The 18,884-nt window shown below is 40.0% G+C and carries 19 protein-coding genes; 11 read left to right on the top strand and 8 right to left on the bottom strand.

Annotation, left to right across the window (positions count from 1 at the left end; genetic code table 11):
• Position 1 precedes the first annotated feature (1 nt).
• A complete protein-coding gene (locus JIG37_RS14720) occupies positions 2 to 1,201 on the bottom strand; it encodes an ATP-binding protein (RefSeq protein WP_194441537.1) in 1,200 nt (399 codons plus the stop codon).
• Positions 1,202 to 1,318: 117 nt separating this feature from the next.
• Positions 1,319 to 2,329 carry a helix-turn-helix domain-containing protein gene (locus JIG37_RS14715; RefSeq protein ID WP_166340305.1) on the bottom strand — a complete coding sequence of 337 codons (1,011 nt, stop codon included), beginning with the start codon at positions 2,327 to 2,329 and terminating at the stop codon, positions 1,319 to 1,321.
• A 127-nt stretch (positions 2,330 to 2,456) separates the two neighbouring features.
• Between JIG37_RS14715 and JIG37_RS14710 the strand changes: the two genes are divergently transcribed.
• Together JIG37_RS14710 and JIG37_RS14705 are read left to right on the top strand one after the other, a co-directional pair.
• The gene (locus tag JIG37_RS14710; protein ID WP_199529695.1) at positions 2,457 to 4,355 is read left to right on the top strand and encodes a beta-ketoacyl synthase; all 1,899 of its coding nucleotides are present in this window, start codon (positions 2,457 to 2,459) and stop codon (positions 4,353 to 4,355) included.
• 101 nt (positions 4,356 to 4,456) lie between these two features.
• Entirely contained in the window at positions 4,457 to 5,533 is a 1,077-nt protein-coding gene (locus tag JIG37_RS14705) for an energy transducer TonB (protein ID WP_199529694.1), read from the top strand.
• Positions 5,534 to 5,537: 4 nt separating this feature from the next.
• Here the strand turns inward: JIG37_RS14705 and JIG37_RS14700 are convergent, their stop codons facing one another.
• On the bottom strand, positions 5,538 to 5,954 hold the full coding sequence (locus tag JIG37_RS14700; RefSeq protein ID WP_199529693.1) for an MgtC/SapB family protein: 417 nt from the start codon (positions 5,952 to 5,954) through the stop codon (positions 5,538 to 5,540).
• A gap of 227 nt (positions 5,955 to 6,181) precedes the next feature.
• Between JIG37_RS14700 and JIG37_RS14695 the strand changes: the two genes are divergently transcribed.
• The 3 genes from JIG37_RS14695 (at position 6,182) to JIG37_RS14685 (ending at position 8,395) form a co-directional block, all read left to right on the top strand.
• Positions 6,182 to 7,675: a BCCT family transporter gene (locus JIG37_RS14695; protein ID WP_244664393.1), complete on the top strand. Its 1,494-nt coding sequence runs from the start codon at positions 6,182 to 6,184 to the stop codon at positions 7,673 to 7,675.
• Positions 7,676 to 7,749: 74 nt separating this feature from the next.
• A complete protein-coding gene (locus tag JIG37_RS14690) occupies positions 7,750 to 8,091 on the top strand; it encodes a hypothetical protein (RefSeq protein ID WP_138600610.1) in 342 nt (113 codons plus the stop codon).
• On the top strand, positions 8,081 to 8,395 hold the full coding sequence (locus tag JIG37_RS14685) for a hypothetical protein (protein ID WP_199529692.1): 315 nt from the start codon (positions 8,081 to 8,083) through the stop codon (positions 8,393 to 8,395). Before JIG37_RS14690 ends, JIG37_RS14685 begins: the two co-directional genes overlap by 11 nt.
• Before the next feature lie 8 nt (positions 8,396 to 8,403).
• Here the strand turns inward: JIG37_RS14685 and fghA are convergent, their stop codons facing one another.
• On the bottom strand, positions 8,404 to 9,240 hold the full coding sequence (fghA, locus tag JIG37_RS14680) for an S-formylglutathione hydrolase (RefSeq protein WP_199529691.1): 837 nt from the start codon (positions 9,238 to 9,240) through the stop codon (positions 8,404 to 8,406).
• Positions 9,241 to 9,294: 54 nt separating this feature from the next.
• A complete protein-coding gene (locus tag JIG37_RS14675) occupies positions 9,295 to 10,416 on the bottom strand; it encodes an S-(hydroxymethyl)glutathione dehydrogenase/class III alcohol dehydrogenase (protein WP_054561612.1) in 1,122 nt (373 codons plus the stop codon).
• Between the two features lie 110 nt (positions 10,417 to 10,526).
• On the opposite strand from JIG37_RS14675, the gene JIG37_RS14670 reads away from it, so the two are divergent.
• The 6 genes from JIG37_RS14670 to JIG37_RS14645 all read left to right on the top strand — a co-directional run bounded on the left by JIG37_RS14670 (position 10,527) and on the right by JIG37_RS14645 (position 15,740).
• Positions 10,527 to 11,408 carry a LysR family transcriptional regulator gene (locus JIG37_RS14670; protein WP_082389169.1) on the top strand — a complete coding sequence of 294 codons (882 nt, stop codon included), beginning with the start codon at positions 10,527 to 10,529 and terminating at the stop codon, positions 11,406 to 11,408.
• Between the two features lie 89 nt (positions 11,409 to 11,497).
• Positions 11,498 to 12,715, top strand: coding sequence for a lipoprotein-releasing ABC transporter permease subunit (locus JIG37_RS14665; protein ID WP_199529690.1), 1,218 nt, complete (start codon positions 11,498 to 11,500; stop codon positions 12,713 to 12,715).
• Positions 12,708 to 13,406 carry a lipoprotein-releasing ABC transporter ATP-binding protein LolD gene (gene lolD, locus JIG37_RS14660; protein ID WP_199529689.1) on the top strand — a complete coding sequence of 233 codons (699 nt, stop codon included), beginning with the start codon at positions 12,708 to 12,710 and terminating at the stop codon, positions 13,404 to 13,406. The genes JIG37_RS14665 and lolD overlap by 8 nt, the downstream gene beginning before the upstream one ends.
• On the top strand, positions 13,396 to 14,640 hold the full coding sequence (locus JIG37_RS14655) for a lipoprotein-releasing ABC transporter permease subunit (RefSeq protein WP_199529688.1): 1,245 nt from the start codon (positions 13,396 to 13,398) through the stop codon (positions 14,638 to 14,640). The genes lolD and JIG37_RS14655 overlap by 11 nt, the downstream gene beginning before the upstream one ends.
• A 9-nt stretch (positions 14,641 to 14,649) precedes the next feature.
• On the top strand, positions 14,650 to 15,180 hold the full coding sequence (locus tag JIG37_RS14650; RefSeq protein ID WP_199529687.1) for a DUF924 family protein: 531 nt from the start codon (positions 14,650 to 14,652) through the stop codon (positions 15,178 to 15,180).
• Between the two features lie 113 nt (positions 15,181 to 15,293).
• Positions 15,294 to 15,740, top strand: a complete 447-nt coding sequence (locus JIG37_RS14645) for a DUF4826 family protein (RefSeq protein ID WP_054551411.1) — start codon at positions 15,294 to 15,296, stop codon at positions 15,738 to 15,740.
• Between the two features lie 67 nt (positions 15,741 to 15,807).
• Here the strand turns inward: JIG37_RS14645 and JIG37_RS14640 are convergent, their stop codons facing one another.
• From JIG37_RS14640 to purB, 3 genes are all read right to left on the bottom strand, one after another.
• Positions 15,808 to 16,266, bottom strand: coding sequence for a GNAT family N-acetyltransferase (locus tag JIG37_RS14640; protein WP_199529686.1), 459 nt, complete (start codon positions 16,264 to 16,266; stop codon positions 15,808 to 15,810).
• A 12-nt stretch (positions 16,267 to 16,278) separates the two neighbouring features.
• On the bottom strand, positions 16,279 to 17,424 hold the full coding sequence (locus JIG37_RS14635) for a cupin domain-containing protein (protein WP_199529685.1): 1,146 nt from the start codon (positions 17,422 to 17,424) through the stop codon (positions 16,279 to 16,281).
• A 73-nt stretch (positions 17,425 to 17,497) separates the two neighbouring features.
• Complete coding sequence (gene purB / locus JIG37_RS14630; RefSeq protein WP_054561603.1) at positions 17,498 to 18,868, bottom strand: adenylosuccinate lyase; 1,371 nt, start codon at positions 18,866 to 18,868, stop codon at positions 17,498 to 17,500.
• Positions 18,869 to 18,884: the final 16 nt, after the last annotated feature.

Raw genomic sequence — 18,884 nt, 5'->3', positions numbered from 1 at the left:
CTTACTTAGGCAAACTAATTAAAAAATGGGCGCCTGCATCACTTTCTTGTACACAAATATCGCCTTGCAGTTGTTGGCTAACTATTTTCTTCGCAATACTCAGGCCTAGCCCTAAACCTGATTGATTGCTGCTACCTTTAAAAAAAGGGGTGAAAATTGAGCTTAGTTCATTGCTGCTGATACCGTTGCCGTTATCTTTATAGTGAATTTTTAACACCTCATCAAAATTAAAAATATTAATTTCTATAGCAGGGTCTGCAATATTGTTGAACGCATGCTCCATTGAGTTTTGTAGCAAAATAATGAGTACTTGCTTGAGTAGCTCTATTTCAACTTCAAATTGGCTATGTGGGTTTTGATAATTAATGTCTAATTTAATTGCACGATATTTTATTTGCTCTTTTAAGTGTTCTTGAAGTGATTCTGAAAGCTGAGCTAAGGTAATGACAGTTTTACTAGATTGTGATTTGGTATACAGCAAATCTTGTAAAATTCGTATTTTATGTGCACATGCGGTTAAATTTCTATCTAGCAGTTCATTAGTGTTCTCTAATGTATCTAATGTGTTTTGTAGTGCTTGTTGGCTTAATTGTTTTTTTATTAGTAGGGATTTAGTGTCATTTAAGGCAAGTTTGGTTACATCAACGGTTGTAATACAGTTACCTAAAGGAGTATTAATCTCATGAGCAATGCCTCGAATTAAGGTCGCGAGTTCAGTAAACTGTTGCTGCTCAAACGCTTGTTTTTGCTGATGTAACAATTTTAGTTGCGTCTCGAAGCTTTGTTTAATGGTTTCGAGTAGCTTTATTATTGGCTCATTATATTCATGGGGTTTACTATCAAGGATACAAATAGTACCAAATGGGGTAGTATCTCCAGCACAGATTGGTAAACCCAAATAAGAAATCATATTCAACTTGATATCAGGGTTTTCTTTCCAATCATCATCAATAAGTGCGTTTGGAATATTCAGTAAGTTCTGCGTTTTTATGACATGCTCGCAATAGAGGCCTGAATCTTCTAACTCTTCGCTGTCACCAATTTCATAAGGATTTGCTTGGTTATCGTTTTTTGAAAACACACTAATAATATTGTTTTCTATTTTCATTACTAATGCGACGGGCACTTCAGCAATCAGGGCTAAAACAGCGAGCGTTTTATTCCAACTTTGTACTAACTCATCATAATTTGGCTGATACATTTATCAAATTTACTCAATTACTAATACAACAAGTCAAAGGATAGTAATAATCTTGAATTCAGCAACTTAAATATGATTTATCTGACTTAGCCTGAAATATATTTAGATACTTTAGTTTTAGCCAAATAGTTTCCGTCTAACAACTGTGCGATATTCACTGGGTGTTTGCGAAAGCACTTTCTTAAAAACTCGTGTTAAGTGACCTTGGTCGTTATAACCTACTTCCAGGGCAACTTCTTGAATAGATAAATTTGAAGACGCTAATAACTCTTTTGCAGTTTGTACTCTAAGCTGTTGCCAATACTCAACAGGAGTTTGGCTGGTGGCTTGACGAAATCGGCGCGTAAAGGTGCGGTAGCTTAAACTAAATTGCGCTGCAATTTCTTGCAGGGTTAATTCTGAGGTTAAATTATTTTTCAGCCAAAATTGAATTTGTGCAATGAGCTCATCTGGGTGTTTATCAACGGCACCTTCAAGGTAGCGCTGATCTTCGTAAGGTTTACGAATTTCATGGGAGAAATTACGCTCAACATGTTGCGCCGCTTCTCGGCCGTAATATTGACTAATAATATGCACAATAACATCGGCAAGGGCATTTAAACTCGCAACGGTGTACATGCGCTCAGATTGTGTGATGAAAAAGTCAGGCTTAAGCTGTACTTTAGGGTAGTCACGTTTAAATTGTTCTGCGTAGTGCCAGTGAGTGGTAGCAGGGTGGCCATCTAGTAATCCCGCTTCGGCAACTAAACAATTACCTGTGCCAACACCAATGATATGGCTGCCTTGCTGCCAAGAATCACCAAGCCAGTTCACCAAACTCTTTTGTTTGCTTACTACTGGACGTGGGTTTCGCCAAATCCCGGGAACGATAATTAAGTCACTTACAGGCGCTGTGACGGTTTCACAATCGGGCATAATCGAAAGCCCAGTACGATTGGGGATCGCTTTTAGACTACTTGCAACTAAATTGATGTTTAAGGGTTTAAATTCGTTTTGCTGACGATGGCTTTTAGCAAAGGCCTCGCCAGCTCTGAGCATTTCGATAGGCAGGGTTAAACTGGTTATTAATAAATGGGGATAAACCAAAATACTAATTTCAATAGCTTTTACTTGTTGAAGTTTCGTCACTCTAATTGCTCCGACCAGTTATTTTTGGCCTGTTATGCAGGTTATTTGGCTATTTAAGCATAAAGCGTGTTAATTAATCCATTTAAACTTGGCTTAATTCTCATAACACGTTTTCTCAAGGTTTTTTATGACAGCATTACCCGTTATTGTCGGTATGGGTGGTATTAATGCCGCTGGCCGCACTTCTTTTCATCAAGGTTATCGTCGTATCGTGTTAGACAGCTTGGACGCTAAAGCCCGTCAGGAGACATTCTTAGGCTTAGCGACATTAATGAACTTAGTCACCCTTACTGAAGGTTTACTAAAAGATGCTGACGGCAATACCATTGCCGAATCAGACATCGAAGCTAAGTTCGGTGAACAAATTTTAGCTGGTACACTTATTCGTAAAATTGAAAAAAATCACTTCGATGTTGATGCAACGCCATGGCAGCAAAAAATGACGTTAACAGCGTCTGATGAACAGCAGATTGTTTTTGAAACGCGCCGCCGTGATTTACCAACTCCAGTACCAAGTGCTTGGCAGGTTGAAGAATTAACTGATAAAAAAGTGAAAGTTACAATTAGTGCTGATCTTGCTATTAAACATGACAGTACGCGCGATAATCCAATTAAAGCGGCCGGTCAATTACCAACAGGTTTTGAACCTTCGGCTATGTATAACAGCCGTTATCAACCAAGAGGCTTGCAAGCGACTATCTTTGCCGCAACTGATGCGATTCGTTCGACAGGTCTGGCGTGGCAGCAGGTAATGAATAGCGTTGAGCCTGATCAAATTGGCACTTACTCAGCTTCTGTGGCTGGTCAAGTTGATGATGAAGGATTTGGTGGACTTATTCGTGCGCGTCAGCAGGGCGACCGTGTGAGTACAAAACAGCTTGCACTTGGCTTAAACACCATGTCGACTGACTTTATCAATGCTTATGTAACAGGCAATGTGGGAACAACCTTTACTACATCAGGTGCTTGTGCAACGTTTTTATATAACCTACGTGCAGCAGTAAACGATATTCAAGCAGGACGTACGCGTGTAGCTATTGTGGCGTCTGTTGAGTGTGCTATTACACCTGAAATCGTTGAAGGTTTTGGCAATATGAGCGCACTTGCTAATGAAGAGGGCCTTAAGCGTCTTGATAATACAGATGTGGTTGATCACCGTCGTACCAGTCGTCCATTTGGTGAAAACTGTGGTTTTACAATTGGTGAAGGTGCACAAGTTGCTATTTTAATGGATGATGCATTGGCATTAGAGTTAGGTGCAGATGTGTTAGGCAGTGTTGCAGATGTGTTTGTAAATGCCGATGGCATTAAAAAATCAATAACAGCACCGGGCCCTGGTAACTACATTACGATGGCCAAATCTGTTGCACTAGCGAGCAGTATTGTTGGCCAAGAAGCAGTACAAAAGCGTAGTTTCATTTTAGCTCACGGCTCAAGTACACCACAAAACCGCGTAACAGAATCACTGATCTATCATAAAGTGGCAGAGACTTTTGCAATTGATAATTGGAAGGTTGCTGCACCTAAAGCGTATGTTGGCCATACTATAGCTCCTGCCAGTGGTGACCAATTAGCTATGGCATTAGGTGTGTTTAGTCACAATATTATGCCGGGTATAACCACAATTGATAAAGTGGCAGATGATGTTTATAGCGAGCATTTAGATATTCGCACTGAACATTATCAATGTGATGCCATGGATATTGCCTTTATAAATTCAAAAGGGTTTGGCGGTAACAATGCTACAGCGACTGTGTTATCACCGGCAATTACATTAAAGATGCTTGCAAAGCGTCATGGTGATGAGGTTATGGCGCAATATCAAGACCGTCATACTCAGGTATTCCAAGCACAAACTGACTATCAGCAACAGGCAGATTTAGGTCAATATGAGCTAATTTATCGTTTTGGTGATGGCTTAATTGATGAAAGTGACATTGAGATTAGTGAAGATTCAATGACAATCCCTGGTTTTGATAAAAAAGTTTTATTATCAAAACCAAACCCTTACCAGGATATGTTTTAAGATCAAGGCATGTTTAAGCACATTCTTGACAGCAAGGCGCTTTTAAAGCGCCTTTTTTAGTGCTATAAATGTTCCTATCAAAGGGAATTGGAGCCATTATCATGATTAAATTCACTAAACTCGCAGCACTTTGTTCACTTACCGCATTACCAACACAGGCTTTAGCACGAGATGTCAACGACTTAGGTGTTGATTTACAGGCCGCCACATCAGCTTACATTGTTAAAAATTCAAACAAACGTTACCCAGGTAGTTATAACGGCTCTCGCCTTGAAGGTTGGGCATTAATGTCTTATGTGGTTGATACACATGGTAAGGCAAAAGATATTGAAGTGATCATGGCATCTGATACTCGCGGCAGCGAAGAAAACGCAGAGAAATACTTAACCAACTTAGAGTTTGCACCCGCTACAAAAGAAGGTAAAACCGTAGAAGGGGGTTACCTATTTTCATTTGAAGTAGGTAAGTATTTTAATGGTTACTCAAATGATAAAGCGAGCCGTGGTTTCATTAATGAATACGATGAAATCAATAAAATGCTACAAGCAAAAGAGTTTAATAAAGGTGAGCAAGCATTGGCTGAGTTATACAAAGACCATACTAAAAACACCTCTGAGCAGGCATTGTTTGCTTGGTTGAAAAGCCAATATTATTATCATCAACAACAATGGTTTGGCTTTGATGAGCAGTTGTCTGTAGCCTATTTACTGCGAGCTAAGTTGCCAACGGATATACAATATTTAGTCGCTAAAAGTGCGCTACAATGGTACAGCTTTAAGGGCGATTTTAATCTTGCTTACAATGCTATTTATGCGTTAGATAATATCGAGGGTAAACAGTTTTCAGAAGAAAACAAACTTGCCACCATCAAGCAAATTGATGACCTATTGGCGCGCACACCGCAGATTAATTCACAAATTAATGTTTCAAAAGATAAGCTGTCATATTTATCTTTATCTCGCGGTTCAATCAAAATTGAAGGCGCGAGCGATGTTTCTAAATTACAGATCCGCTGTGCTGATCAAGTCATTGACCTTGAAGCGAGTGAATCAGTTAACTACGTTATTGATGAGCAAAGCAGACGATGCGGTTTATTAGTTAAATCTGCAAATCCTGCTGAGATTAAAGTGAAACAAACTGGCTATGCCATCGTTAACTCAAAATATGACGCTAGTTAATTGTTTACTTTAAGCGCTTAACATACCTTAGCGTTATGAAATTAATCAACGCCATTAAAAAGGCGATTTCGTAACGACTAAATGCCACAGCAATGCCGATGAGTCCCATGTTCCAAATACTGGCTGCTGTGGCTGTTCCATACGTTGAATTCTTGTTCTTCAAAATTGCACCACCGCCAATAAAACCAATACCCGTGATGATCCCTTCGAGTACTTTTGATTCTGCCTCTGAACTTGTTAAAACAGACATACCCACTAATGCATAACCACAAGATGCAACAGCGACTAATGGAAATGTTCTAAGACCTGCACCATTACTGGTTTTTTCTCGATCAAATGCCATAGGAAGGGCAAGTAAGTAGGCAATGCCTAGGTGAATTAAATTATCGAGAATTTCATACCAATCAATATTAAAGTCCATGCTTTGTTCCTTGCTATAAAGATTATGATAGCTTTGCAATTTCAATACCCGATCAACAAATTACATAAAATGATGAAACTAGGGACATGTAGCCGGGTTTTTAAAAGCATGCCTTGCTATAATTTGCGATTTTTACGCAGTGCTATGTCATTTTTTCAGCCTTTTGGCTGTTTGAATTTCAGTCATGCTAACAGTATCCTAAACACGCTGACAAAATAGGCTTCACATTGAAACATTCCATCTCCTCTCTTGAAAAAACCGCACTTGCACTGTGTATGTTTGGTGCACTGATTGCTGTGATTTTGCCTGATGTTATCACTGAGCAAGTTCAGCCGTTTATACAAATGATTTTAAAATGGACTGGTAGTAGCTTTTTCTTATTGGTGAATTTTTTATTGTTTGCCATCATTATTTTAGCCATTAGCCCACTCGGTAGCCGTAAAGTAGGTGGCGAACACGCTGTTGTTGAGTATTCAAACTTTGGTTGGTTTGCCATGTTGTTTGCAGCTGGAATGGGATCTGGTTTGGTTTTTTGGGGCGTAGCAGAGCCTGCATTACATTCTCTCGACCCTCCACTTAAACAAAGCTTATACCCAGATAGACTAGCTAGTAGCCTCGCTTTAACCTTGGTTAATTGGGGCGCCCATGCTTGGGCACTTTATGCAGTATTTGCGCTCGTGCTTGGGGGATTAACGCAATACAGTGGTAAATCAGGAGATATTTGTGCCCCTGTTTTAACGGCGCTTGGTAATCGCTTTGATAAGTCTGCAAAATTTACTGTGTCGTTTATTGTTAAGTTAATTGCGGTAATCGCTATTTTTTTTGGGGTCGTCGGCACCATAGCTAATTCAACTTTATTGATAAGTAAAGGCGTAGAAATTGAGTTGGGGGTTACTTCAACTTTATTAGTAGGTTCATTAATCGTTTGTTTGTTAGCCGTTATTTATTCGCTGTCGGTTAAATTTGGATTACGTCGCGGTGTACAGTCACTGAGTCTATTTAACGTACTTTTAGCATTTAGTCTGCTTGTTTGGTTGCTAATAGTGGTGCCAATTGAGCCTATTATAAAGATTGCATTTGATGGAACTGGCTACTATTTACAGTTGCTTGCAACCGGCACTTGGCAATTTGATAGCCAGTTAAAAACGCCTGACTGGGCCACTCATTGGACATATAATTATTACTTTTGGTGGTTAGCGTGGGGGCCATTTGTTGGTGTGTTCCTAGTCAAAATTAGTCAGGGGCGCAAGGTTTGGCAATTTATTTTGGCGGTTGTGTGTATTCCAACTTTAGTCACTATAATTTGGTTTGCGACCTTTTCGGGGGCAGCAATTGAATGGGATAGACTTAACCAAGCAGGTATTTTAGTCGCAATAAAACAAGATTACAGCCAAGGCTTATTTGTATTTTTTAATCAACTAGACTGGCAAGGAACCGTGTTTATTTGGGCCAGCTTATTATTACTGTTGATATTTGTTGCCACATCCGCTGACTCTGCAATATTAGTCATAAGAGAACTGGTTAGCTCTGAGCAAAATAACCGCGTAACCCTCTATGCATGGTGTTTAGCATTATTCCTATGCAGCTTTGCATTATTAATGTTACAAGATGAGCCGTTAAATCGTAGCGTTGCAATTTTAGGCGCTTTACCTTTCTTATTAATATTTCTATTGCAGTTGGTTGGGTTTTTAAAAGAGTTTATTCGCGATATTTGTGATTAATCAACAGTTTTTTACAGTTAAACTACGCGTTTGTTATTATGCTTAAAAATAAGCTTAAGTGTATTGGAGGACCAATGCTTAAATCTCTGTATCTATTACTTTCTGTTAGTTTGCTCAGTGGCTGTACTGTAATTGGCCTAGTTGCTGATGGTATTGGTGGGCGTGCTAGCCAAGCACAGCCTGCCAGTGCCTATGCAGATAAAAAAGATAATGACCGAGTGAACTATGGTATGACCATGACGATGCTAGGTTATGAAATCGACAAAGCGATTATTGAAGGCTTGGAGAGTGGTAGCAAAGACAAAGATGTTGAGCTTAAATGCCGTCAAATTAGTCGCGCAGTAAAAGAATGTGTTGAGGTTAAAGCTGAGCCGAAAAAAAGACCTACATTAATGGATAGTTTTAATGAAGATTAACTTTTCAAAACTTGTTATTTGCTTACTTAGCTACAAATTAACGGGGTGTACGGCAGCAGGAGTCTTTCTTGACGGCTCTGCACAAAACTCACAATCAGCTAATATTGGAACTACGAATTCTAATCAAACTAAAAATTTTGTAAAAGATCCAAAGGGTTTCTCATTCGCAAAATTAGGCTTTGAAATTGATAGCGCTGTTATTGGTTTACTCAAACCAGAAGAACAACAACCACAGTTAGTTTGTAGGCAAATCACACGCAGTATTAAAGAGTGTGAGGAAGCTAAGCCCTCACACTTAAAATGAGATATTAATCACAGATATTTTTGATGAAACATTAGGTGTTCATCAATAAAGCTGCTGATAAAGAAGTAACTATGATCATAACCCGCGTGCATGTTAATTTCGGCTGGGTAATCTTTCTCGTTTACGACAGCAAATAAGTGCTCGGTTTTGAGTTGCTCAGCTAAGAAATTATCGGCCTCACCTTGATCAATACGCATGGGTAAATAATCTTCAGCGACGGCTTTTTTCATTAATTCACAGCTGTCGTATTCAAGCCAACTTGCTTTATCACTACCAAGGTAATTACTAAATGCTTTTTCACCCCAAGGGCAATTAATCGGGTTCACAATCGGGCTAAAAGCACTGGCGCTGACGTATTGTTTAGGGTTTTTAAGTGCAATCATCAATGCGCCGTGACCACCCATAGAGTGACCGGCAATGGCTTTTTTAGTCGTCACAGGGAAGTGTGCCTCGATAAGTGCAGGTAACTCAGAAACCACATAGTCGTACATATTGTAGTGCACATTGTAAGGTGCTTGAGTCGCATTGACATAAAAGCCAGCACCTTGACCAAAATCGTAGTTTTCATCGTCAGGAACATTTTCACCGCGCGGGCTAGTATCCGGAGCGACAATCGCAATACCCAGTTCAGCCGCTTTCTTAAATGCCCCGGCTTTTTGCATAAAGTTTTCATCAGTACAGGTTAAACCTGACAACCAATACATGACGGGTACTTTATTGGTTTCGCTGGCACCAGGTGGTAAAAAAATCGCAAAGCGCATAGCACAATGTGTGCTGCTAGCGTGGTGGGTATATTGTTTATGCCAGCCACCGCTGACTTTTGTTGAGCTTATGTTTTCTAGCATAACCAAATCCTTGAAACAAAGGCGCTAGGTATCAACCTAGCGCTAAATTAAAGATTAATAATGAATAACTGAGCGGATGCTCTTACCTTCGTGCATTAAGTCGAAAGCTTCATTGATATCTTCAAGTTTCATGGTGTGTGTGATGAAATCGTTTAACGCAAACTCACCGTTCATATAGCGCTCAACAATCTCTGGTAATTCAGAGCGACCTTTAACGCCACCAAATGCACTACCGCGCCATACACGACCTGTTACTAGCTGGAAAGGACGAGTAGAGATCTCTTGGCCTGCACCTGCAACACCAATGATTACCGATTCACCCCAACCTTTGTGACAACATTCAAGAGCAGAGCGCATTACATTAACGTTACCGATACATTCAAATGAGAAATCAACACCGCCGTCAGTCATTTCAACGATAACTTCTTGGATTGGTTTGTCGAAGTCATTTGGATTGATTAAATCAGTTGCACCTAGTTTAGTAGCAAGATCAAACTTACTGGTGTTGATATCAACACCAATGATACGGCCAGCGCCTGCCATTTTCGCACCGATAATCGCCGATAAACCGATACCACCTAAGCCAAAAATAGCCACTGTATCGCCTTTTTGAACTTTTGCTGTTTTAGTAACAGCACCCATGCCGGTTGTTACACCACAACCAAGTAAACAAATTTCTTCAAGAGGCGCTTCTTTGCTTACTTTAGCAAGTGAAATCTCTGGTAATACAGTGTACTCAGAGAAGGTAGAGCAACCCATGTAGTGATAAATTGGTTGACCATCTTTATAGAAACGGGTTGTGCCATCAGGCATTAAACCTTTACCTTGCGTTTCACGTACCGCAGAGCATAAATTTGTTTTGCCCGATTTACACATTTTACACTCGCCACATTCAGCAGTGTAAAGAGGAATAACATGATCGCCTACTTCAACATGTGTTACACCTTCACCTACGGCTTCAACAATACCGCCACCTTCATGGCCAAGGATTGCTGGGAAAATACCTTCAGGGTCTTCACCAGATAAAGTAAATGCATCGGTATGACAAACACCTGTAGCAACAATCTTTACAAGCACTTCGCCTTTTTTAGGCATCATTACATCCACTTCTTCAATTGATAGTGGTTGATTTGGACCCCAAGCGATAGCCGCTTTTGATTTGATAAAATCAGTCATAACGTTCCCTTATAGTTGTTGGAAGTAAGTATTAAACTTAGTCTATTTTATTTGTTTCTCAATGAATGATAATCTTCGTTTTATTAAAACACTTTTACAGTATGGTAATAATGAATCGTTGGCACGGAATTGATGAGTTTTTAGCGGTAGCAGAAACAGGCAGTTTTACAAAAGCAAGTAAACTACTGGGTATGTCAGTGGCCCATGTAAGCCGCTATGTCAGTCAATTAGAAGAGCGATTAAACACACAATTGTTAACCCGAACAACCCGTAAAGTGGTGCTAACGCAAGAAGGGCAGGTGTTTGCGCATCAAACTAAACAATTACAGCATGCCATGGATGATGCCACGGCACTGCTTGCAGAGCAGCAACTGACACCAAAAGGTAGTATAAAACTAACAGCTCCTGTGATGTATGGTGAAAGTTTCATCATGCCTGCGGTACATTCGTTTATGCAAAAGCACCCAGATATTGAAGTGATCAGCCATTTAAGCAATGAGCAAGTCAATCTACTAGAAGATGGGTATGATCTCGCTATTCGCCTTGGTCATTTAAAAGATTCATCATTAAAAGCACGGCGCATCAGTCAGCGCAGGCTTGTTATTTGTTGTAGCCCTGAATATATCAATAAATTCGGCCAACCACACAGTGTCAGTGAATTACATCAGCACAATTGCCTGATTGGTAATAACAGTTACTGGCGGGTAAAAGAGCAGGGCCAAGACAAGCACATCAAAGTGGCAGGGCGTTTGGCCTGTAACAGTGGTTGGGCATTGGTTGACGCTGCTATCAAAGGGTTAGGCATCGTGCAATTACCAGATTACTATGTCAATGAACACTTAGCCGATGGCAGGTTGACTGCTGTTCTTTCGAATGTTGCTCCTGAACCTGAAGGGGTATGGGGGGTGTATCCACCAAGGCAGTTTATCGCAACCAATGTAAAAGCATTACTTGACCATTTGGTTGCTACTGTTCAAGTATCAGATTTATAATTATTTTTTACAATTTCGCGCATCCCATGCTAGCTAAATCTATGCTAACATGAGCGCATATTTAGCCCTTGGAATACCCATAATTTATTATGTTTCAACCTGTTAGCCTTTTTATAGGGCTGAGATATAGTCGCTCCTCAAAGGGCAATGCCTTTATCTCATTTATTTCATTTTTCTCTATTGCGGGCATTGCTATTGGTTTAATGGCCTTGTTTACAGTTAGTTCAGTAATGAATGGCTTTGAAAATAACCTTAAAACCAACATGCTTGGTTTAATTCCCCATATTGAAGTATCAGCCGAAGATAATTCGAAAGAAACTATGTTGCAGTTAAAGCAGCAACTAGCAAATTCTCAAGATGTTAAACAAGTTAACCTATACCGCCATGGCGAAGCCATTTTACAAACTAACCAAGATTTGCACGGCGTATTGTTACAAGGCCTTTATGATGAAGGAAGCTCCATCTATAACGTAAAAGATAAAATTGTTGCCGGCAATTGGTCACAAGTAATGGACAGCAACTACCATATTGCGATTAGCCGCTATTTGAGCAGAAAATTGGGTATTTCGCTTGGGGATAAAGTACGGGTGATCATGCCTAATGCCAGTTCGTATACTCCCCTTGGTCGAGTACCTAGTCAGCGCTTGTTTACTGTTGCTGCACTGTATGAAACACAGTCAGAAATTGATATGTCATTGGCATTTACCAGTGGCTATTCGTTAGGCAGAGTTTTAAAACTAGCAAAATCAGCAGCACCCAATTTGAGTGTGTCGCTGCATGAACCATTTGCTGTTGAGCAAGTATTGCAATCTCAGTTAGCTATTTTAAACGATTACACAGTGACTGATTGGCGAGCTAGCCAAGGCACACTATTTGCAGCTGTGGCAATGGAAAAGCGCATTATGTCGATGTTACTTGGCTTAATCGTGCTCGTGGCAGTGTTTAATATCATTTCAGCATTAACCATGATGGTCAGTGAGAAGCAAAGTGAAGTCGCTATTTTACAAACACTGGGCTTAACTCCGTTACAAGTGCAGCACGTGTTTATGATCCAAGGCTTATATAACGGCCTTATCGGTACCAGTATTGGTGCGTTACTTGGTGTGCTATTGAGTAGCTACATTAATGAATTATTGAATATGTTAGGCATCAATTTACTAGCGGGCGTGAGTTTACCCGTTAAATTTGATGTGATGAGTTTGAGTTTAATTGCCGCAGGGAGTATTGCGATGAGCTTTTTAGCTACCTTGTATCCTGCCAGAAAAGCTGCAAAAGTGAATCCAGCAGAGGTATTACGTTATGAGTGATTTAGTTATCAATTGTCAGCAGCTAAATAAAGTCTATCAAGATGGCGATAACGAGGTTGCGGTATTAAAAGGGGTTGATTTAGCACTTAATCAAGGCGAAATGTTAGCTGTTGTAGGGAGCTCTGGATCAGGAAAAAGTACCTTATTGCATATATTAGGTACCTTAGATAACGAAAGCTCAGGCAAGGTTGAAATTAAAGGTCAGCAAGTTTCCAAATTAAACCGTAAACAACAAGCCAGTTTCAGAAATGAAAATTTAGGTTTCATATATCAATTCCATCATCTATTAATGGAATTTACTGCCATTGAAAATGTTGCAATGCCATTATTAATTAAAGGCTTAAGCGCAAAAGCGGCAACCGAAAAAGCCCATAACATGCTAGATAAAGTAGGGTTATCTCATCGTAGTGAACATAAACCTTCGGCGTTATCAGGTGGTGAGAGGCAGCGGGTTGCAATAGCACGTGCATTAGTAACTGAGCCTGCTTTGGTGCTTGCCGATGAACCAACCGGTAACCTAGATAAACAAAACGCAATTAAGATTTACGATTTAATTAAAGAATTAAATACTAGCTTAAAAACCAGTTTTGTTGTGGTAACCCATGATTTAGAACTTGCAGATAAACTAGGCAAAATTGCCTATTTAGATGATGGTAAGCTCGCAATAAAAGAGTCTCAGCATGTTGCTTAGTGCCTTTATTTCAAAACGCTTTCGTGCCCATAGTGGCCAAAAAGACGGACAAAACGGTTTTGTTAGTTTTATCGCTAAAGCATCGACAATCGGCATACTTTTAGGTGTCGCTGTGCTAATTGTTGCTTTATCAGTTATTAATGGTTTTGAGCAGCAGCTAGTACATCGGCTTTTATCGGTTGTACCTCAGGTTGAATATGTTGCCCCTAACAGACCAATCAATAATTGGCAGTCAAAAGTTGCTCTACTACGCTCTCAAGCCGGTGTAACAGGTGCTGCGCCGTTTATAAGTGTCAACGGCATGGCGCAATATAAAAGTGAGTTAAAAGCAGTTGAAGTGCGTGGTGTTAGTCCTGAATTTGAAAACCAAGTGTCAGCGTTAAACCAATTCACAGAAGGGCGCTTAGTTAGTCAATTACAACAAGAAGATGTGCTATTAGGACAACAAATAGTCAACCGATTAGGTCTTAAAATTGGCGACCCAGTTACCTTATTAATTCCACAGATAAACCAGCAAAGTACAAGCTTGCTTGCACCTAAACGCGTGAGTTTGAATTTGGCGGGTATTATAAAAATGGGCGGCCCAATTGATGAAACGGCGGCTTTCATTCGCCTTGATAAAGCGCAAAGTGTGTTGAGTTTTGAGCAAAACCAAGTAACCGGCTTACGATTACAAGTAGCTGATGTGTTCGCAGCCCATCAAACGGCGATGCGTGTGGGGCAAGTTATTCCTGATTATGTCTATGTCTCGAGTTGGTTTAGAACCCAGGGTAGCTTATATCAAGATATTCAAATGGTTCGCACTATTGTGTATATCGTGGTGTTTTTAATAATTGCCGTAGCGAGTTTTAATATTGTTTCGTCATTAGTGATGGAAGTACGTGAAAAACAGGCAAATATCGCAATTTTAAAAACCATGGGCGCACAAGATAGCACCATTTTAGCAACCTTCGTAATGCAAGGTTTTACACAAGCTTTAATTGGTGTGATCTTAGGCACAGTTATCGGTGTGATGCTAGCGTTAAACATCAGTGAACTGTTCACTTGGGCAAGTAACTTATTTGGCGATAACCCGTTACAAGGGGTTTATTTTATTGAGTTTTTACCCAGTAAACTAGTTTGGCAAGATATTGTTATAACGGTGATTGTTACATTTGTTCTCGCTATTTTGGCAACCTTATATCCTGCGTGGCAAGCAACCCGTGTCGATCCTGCAAAAGTTCTTGGAAATTAAGGAAAGTTTATGGATAAGCAAAGGATTATCGATTTTTGGTTTAATGAATTAGGACCAGAAGCTTGGTATCAGCAATCTGATGAAGTTGATGCCTTGATTACGGTTAAGTTTTCACAATGCCTTTTACAGGTTATCGCTGGCGAGCATGCTAATTGGCGAGTTGACGCCCTTGGCTCTTTAGCTGAAATTATCGTGTTAGATCAGTTTTCACGCAATATTTACCGTAATACGGCGCAGGCTTTTAGCCAAGATCCACAAGCACTAAGCTTAGCGCAAAGAGCAATTGAACTTGGATTTGATAAAAAATTACCTAGCCATCAAGCTGCGTTTATTTATATGCCGTTTATGCACAGTGAATCTAAAATCATTCACCAGCAGGCTGAGCAATTGTTTAAAGGCATGAGTAATTCTGAATTTGAACTAAAGCACAAAGTGATTATTGATAGGTTTGGTCGCTACCCACATCGCAATAGGATTTTAGGTCGCGAATCAACTCCTGAAGAACTGCAATTTTTAACTGAGCCTAACTCTTCTTTCTAGGTTGATTGAATAGTACGCAAGTAAATTTAAATGCTCTTTGATTGCCTGTAAATACTTGCACAGCGCCATTTTAAACCTTAAAGTGTCAGAAATGTTGTAAAAGAGTAACCACCATGGAACAAAAACAAGCAAGACCATTAACACCAGAAGAACAAGCTGAAGCGCAAAAACAAAGTGTTATTTGGCAAAGAGAATGTTTCGAAAATGCACAAAAGCATTTAGCTGAAAAAGGCGTTATTCCGCAAACTGTTGTAGAAAAAGAAAGCCGTTTTATTGCGCCATTAGTAGCTATTTGGAAATTTAAAGCACAAAACGGTAAGAGCTATTGGGTGATCACAGGTCGTTTACCAACCGATCACGCTGAAGCAAGTGCAGCAAACAATGCACGTGAAGTATTACGTTATTTCTCAATGCAGTGGCAAATGAAGGCTGATCAGCTAATGCAATCAGGTGCGGTAGATAAAACCAAAGCTGATTTTGCTAATCTGTTAATCAACCGTGCCCATGGCTTATATGAGTTATTTGAAAAAGAAGAAATGTGGCAAAATGAGCCAGCATAACTAACTCTGCATACCTTCTAAGAAAAAGCTGAATAATGTTATTCAGCTTTTTTGTTTTACATGTACCTTAATGCACCAAAGTGAATGGCCGCGTATCAAATTGCTTAATCGGGCAGAGCATTCGTTGCCTTGGAATACCAGCTTCCATAAACACTAAACCATCAGCCGAAAAACCATTTTGTTTGAATCTATCTACTTCATTCAATATGCAATTAATGCTGACACAATCACAGCCTTGCTTTTCAGCCAAATTAACTAAGTAATTCAATAATGATTTATAAACCGAACGATTACGGTGTTCTGGTAAAACTGCAATACGGCCGATAAGGCCATCATTACATAAACGCCCAGTAGCAACTGGGCGTTTACCTTCATCTGTAACGAGCACGTGATGTGCTATTTTATCTAGATGGTCAAACTCAATGTGTCTTGGGATATGTAGTTCATATACAAATACCCGCTCTCGGATTTGTTGTAAGAGTTCCTTGTCGATACTCCATTCAACTTCATCTATTTTATAGCCCATAAACACACACTCCTAACAAAACCAAATACCCTCATTTAAAAGTGTAGTAAAGGTTTTCAAGAAAATGTGATTATTTTTTGAACTATTTATGTCAGCAGCGGTCACCCATGTCTGATCGGTGAGCTTTGTTATTAATTCAAGGTCAGTTAAATCATGCATGTAATTAACACCATTAATACTTAAAAGTATTTTATCGTCAATTACTTGATAGATAGCGCGGGTACCACCTAAACGCTCAAAAACAACGTCTTCATCATTGAGTAAGTCATTTACTTCATCTAAAGTATATGGCTCTTCTAAAGGCGCTAAATCCATGTCATGCTTTGGCTGACTCATACTGTTACCAAGCCAAGTCTTGAATACTGCGTCATCATTAATTGCAGCAATCATAAGTTGCTTTACTTTTTCTGCTTCAGTTTGGTTAAGCTCACCTTTAGATGAGCGCAACTTAAGCTCTGCATCACCGTATCGTTGATTACCAAGCTCAGTATCGATAAGGTGATCGGCAAATTGTGATAATAAATCGCGTTGGTTTGGCGCTCTAAAACCCACAGAGTAATTAAGTGCATTTTCAACTGCGTAACCTTCATGTGGGCAACCTGGTGGAATATAGAGAATATCTCCCGGCTCTAACACACAGTCGATCACGGCAGGAAATTGCTCAACTTGTAACAGGCTCTTATTTTGTGCAAATTGCTTTAAGTTCGCATCAGGTAAACCAACTCGCCAGTGGCGTTTACCTTCACCTTGAATAATAAACACGTCGTATTGATCTAAATGCGGGCCCACGCCACCACCCGGGGTAGAGTAGCTGATCATCAAGTCATCGATACGCCAGTTGGGAATAAAGCGAAATGGCTCCAATAGTTGCGCTGCATCGCTATGCCAATGGTCAACTGCTTGCACCAGTAATGTTGAGTGCTTTTCAGTTAGCAAGCTAAAGCCTTCAAAAGGACCATGGTATGCTTGCCAATCATCTGAGTGATTGGTCACAATACGTGATTCAATGCTTTCTTCCATGGCAAGACCGGCCAATTCTTCGGGCTCGATCGGATCTGCAAAATCCTTGAAGCCTTGCTTTATAAGTAATGGTTTTTTCTGCCAATACTCAGCTAAAAATTGCTCTTGGGTTAATGAATTGATGGTTAATTGATACATAACATGACCTAAGCGAATTGATATAAAAAAAGCGAAAGGAAGGCCTTTCGCTTTTTTAAGTCTTAATTTGAATTTAAGCTAAGTTGTCGATGAACTCAACAGCACGACCAATGTAATTAGCCGGAGTTAATTTTTTCATTTCTACTTTTGCTTCTTCAGGTAACTCAAGACCATCGATGAAATCAGCCATGATTTCTTGGTTTACGCGCTTACCACGAGTAAGGTCTTTAAGTTTTTCATATGGCTTTTCGATACCATATTTACGCATAACCGTTTGGATTGGCTCTGCTAGTAATTCCCAGTTTTGGTCTAGTTCTGCTAATAAACGCTCTTCGTTTACTTCAAGCTTGCTAACACCTTTTAATGTCGCTTGGTAAGCGATAAGTGTGTAGCCCATACCAACACCTAGGTTACGTAACACTGTTGAGTCAGTTAAGTCACGTTGCCAGCGAGAAACAGGTAGTTTTTGCGCAAGGTGAGTAAAGATAGCGTTAGCAATACCTAAGTTACCTTCAGAGTTTTCAAAATCAATCGGGTTTACTTTGTGAGGCATAGTTGATGAACCAATCTCACCTGCGATTGTTTTTTGTTTGAAGTGGTTAAGTGCAATGTAGCCCCAAACGTCACGGTCAAAATCAAGTAATACAGTGTTGAAACGTGCAACTGCATCGAATAACTCAGCAATGTAATCGTGTGGCTCGATTTGTGTTGTGAACGGGTTGAATGTTAAACCTAGGCTCGTTACGAACTGCTCAGCGTGGCTGTGCCAATCGTAATCTGGGTATGCACTTAGGTGAGCGTTGTAGTTACCTACAGCACCGTTGATTTTACCTAACATTTCTACGTTAGCAATTTGGTCACGTTGACGCTTTAAGCGCATGTAGACGTTTGCAAACTCTTTACCCATTGTAGAAGGAGTAGCTGGTTGACCGTGGGTACGTGTCATCATTGCAACTGACTTGTACTCAACTGCTTTTTCTTTTAATGCATTTAGAAGTTGGTCACAGTATGGAAGTAATACTTTGTCACGCGCTTCGGTAAGCATTAAACCGTGAGACAGGTTATTGATGTCTTCTGAAGTACATGCAAAGTGAATGAATTCGTTAACTGCGTTAAGCTCTGCGTTATCAGCTACTTTTTCTTTAAGTAGGTATTCAACTGCTTTTACGTCATGGTTAGTTGTGCGCTCGATCTCTTTAACGCGTGCTGCATCAGCTTCGCTAAAGTTATCAACAATGGCATTAAGTAAAGCATTAGCCTCGTCGCTAAATGCCGGTACTTCTTTGATTGCGCTAGCTGCAGATAAAGCTTGTAACCAACGAACTTCAACAGTTACACGGTATTTGATTAAACCAAATTCGCTGAAAATACTGCGTAGTTCCGTGGTCTTGCTGCCATAGCGACCATCTACCGGAGAGATAGCGGTTAACGCTGAAAGCTCCATAATGACTCCTAAATTG

This window comes from Pseudoalteromonas sp. bablab_jr010, from assembly GCF_016464105.1.
GTDB lineage: Bacteria > Pseudomonadota > Gammaproteobacteria > Enterobacterales > Alteromonadaceae > Pseudoalteromonas > Pseudoalteromonas simplex.
This window is presented reverse-complemented; position numbering and strand designations above follow the sequence as displayed.

Coding starts and splice junctions, on each gene's coding strand:
- JIG37_RS14685 (WP_199529692.1), top strand. CDS start 8,081: ATGAAGATTAACTTTTCAAAACTTGTTATTTGCTTACTTAGCTACAAA.
- JIG37_RS14650 (WP_199529687.1), top strand. CDS start 14,650: ATGGATAAGCAAAGGATTATCGATTTTTGGTTTAATGAATTAGGACCA.
- JIG37_RS14675 (WP_054561612.1), bottom strand. CDS start 10,416: ATGACTGATTTTATCAAATCAAAAGCGGCTATCGCTTGGGGTCCAAAT.
- JIG37_RS14670 (WP_082389169.1), top strand. CDS start 10,527: ATGAATCGTTGGCACGGAATTGATGAGTTTTTAGCGGTAGCAGAAACA.
- JIG37_RS14690 (WP_138600610.1), top strand. CDS start 7,750: ATGCTTAAATCTCTGTATCTATTACTTTCTGTTAGTTTGCTCAGTGGC.
- fghA (WP_199529691.1), bottom strand. CDS start 9,240: ATGCTAGAAAACATAAGCTCAACAAAAGTCAGCGGTGGCTGGCATAAA.
- JIG37_RS14640 (WP_199529686.1), bottom strand. CDS start 16,266: ATGGGCTATAAAATAGATGAAGTTGAATGGAGTATCGACAAGGAACTC.
- JIG37_RS14710 (WP_199529695.1), top strand. CDS start 2,457: ATGACAGCATTACCCGTTATTGTCGGTATGGGTGGTATTAATGCCGCT.
- JIG37_RS14645 (WP_054551411.1), top strand. CDS start 15,294: ATGGAACAAAAACAAGCAAGACCATTAACACCAGAAGAACAAGCTGAA.
- JIG37_RS14700 (WP_199529693.1), bottom strand. CDS start 5,954: ATGGACTTTAATATTGATTGGTATGAAATTCTCGATAATTTAATTCAC.
- JIG37_RS14665 (WP_199529690.1), top strand. CDS start 11,498: ATGTTTCAACCTGTTAGCCTTTTTATAGGGCTGAGATATAGTCGCTCC.
- JIG37_RS14720 (WP_194441537.1), bottom strand. CDS start 1,201: ATGTATCAGCCAAATTATGATGAGTTAGTACAAAGTTGGAATAAAACG.
- JIG37_RS14635 (WP_199529685.1), bottom strand. CDS start 17,424: ATGTATCAATTAACCATCAATTCATTAACCCAAGAGCAATTTTTAGCT.
- JIG37_RS14705 (WP_199529694.1), top strand. CDS start 4,457: ATGATTAAATTCACTAAACTCGCAGCACTTTGTTCACTTACCGCATTA.
- JIG37_RS14655 (WP_199529688.1), top strand. CDS start 13,396: ATGTTGCTTAGTGCCTTTATTTCAAAACGCTTTCGTGCCCATAGTGGC.
- lolD (WP_199529689.1), top strand. CDS start 12,708: ATGAGTGATTTAGTTATCAATTGTCAGCAGCTAAATAAAGTCTATCAA.
- purB (WP_054561603.1), bottom strand. CDS start 18,868: ATGGAGCTTTCAGCGTTAACCGCTATCTCTCCGGTAGATGGTCGCTAT.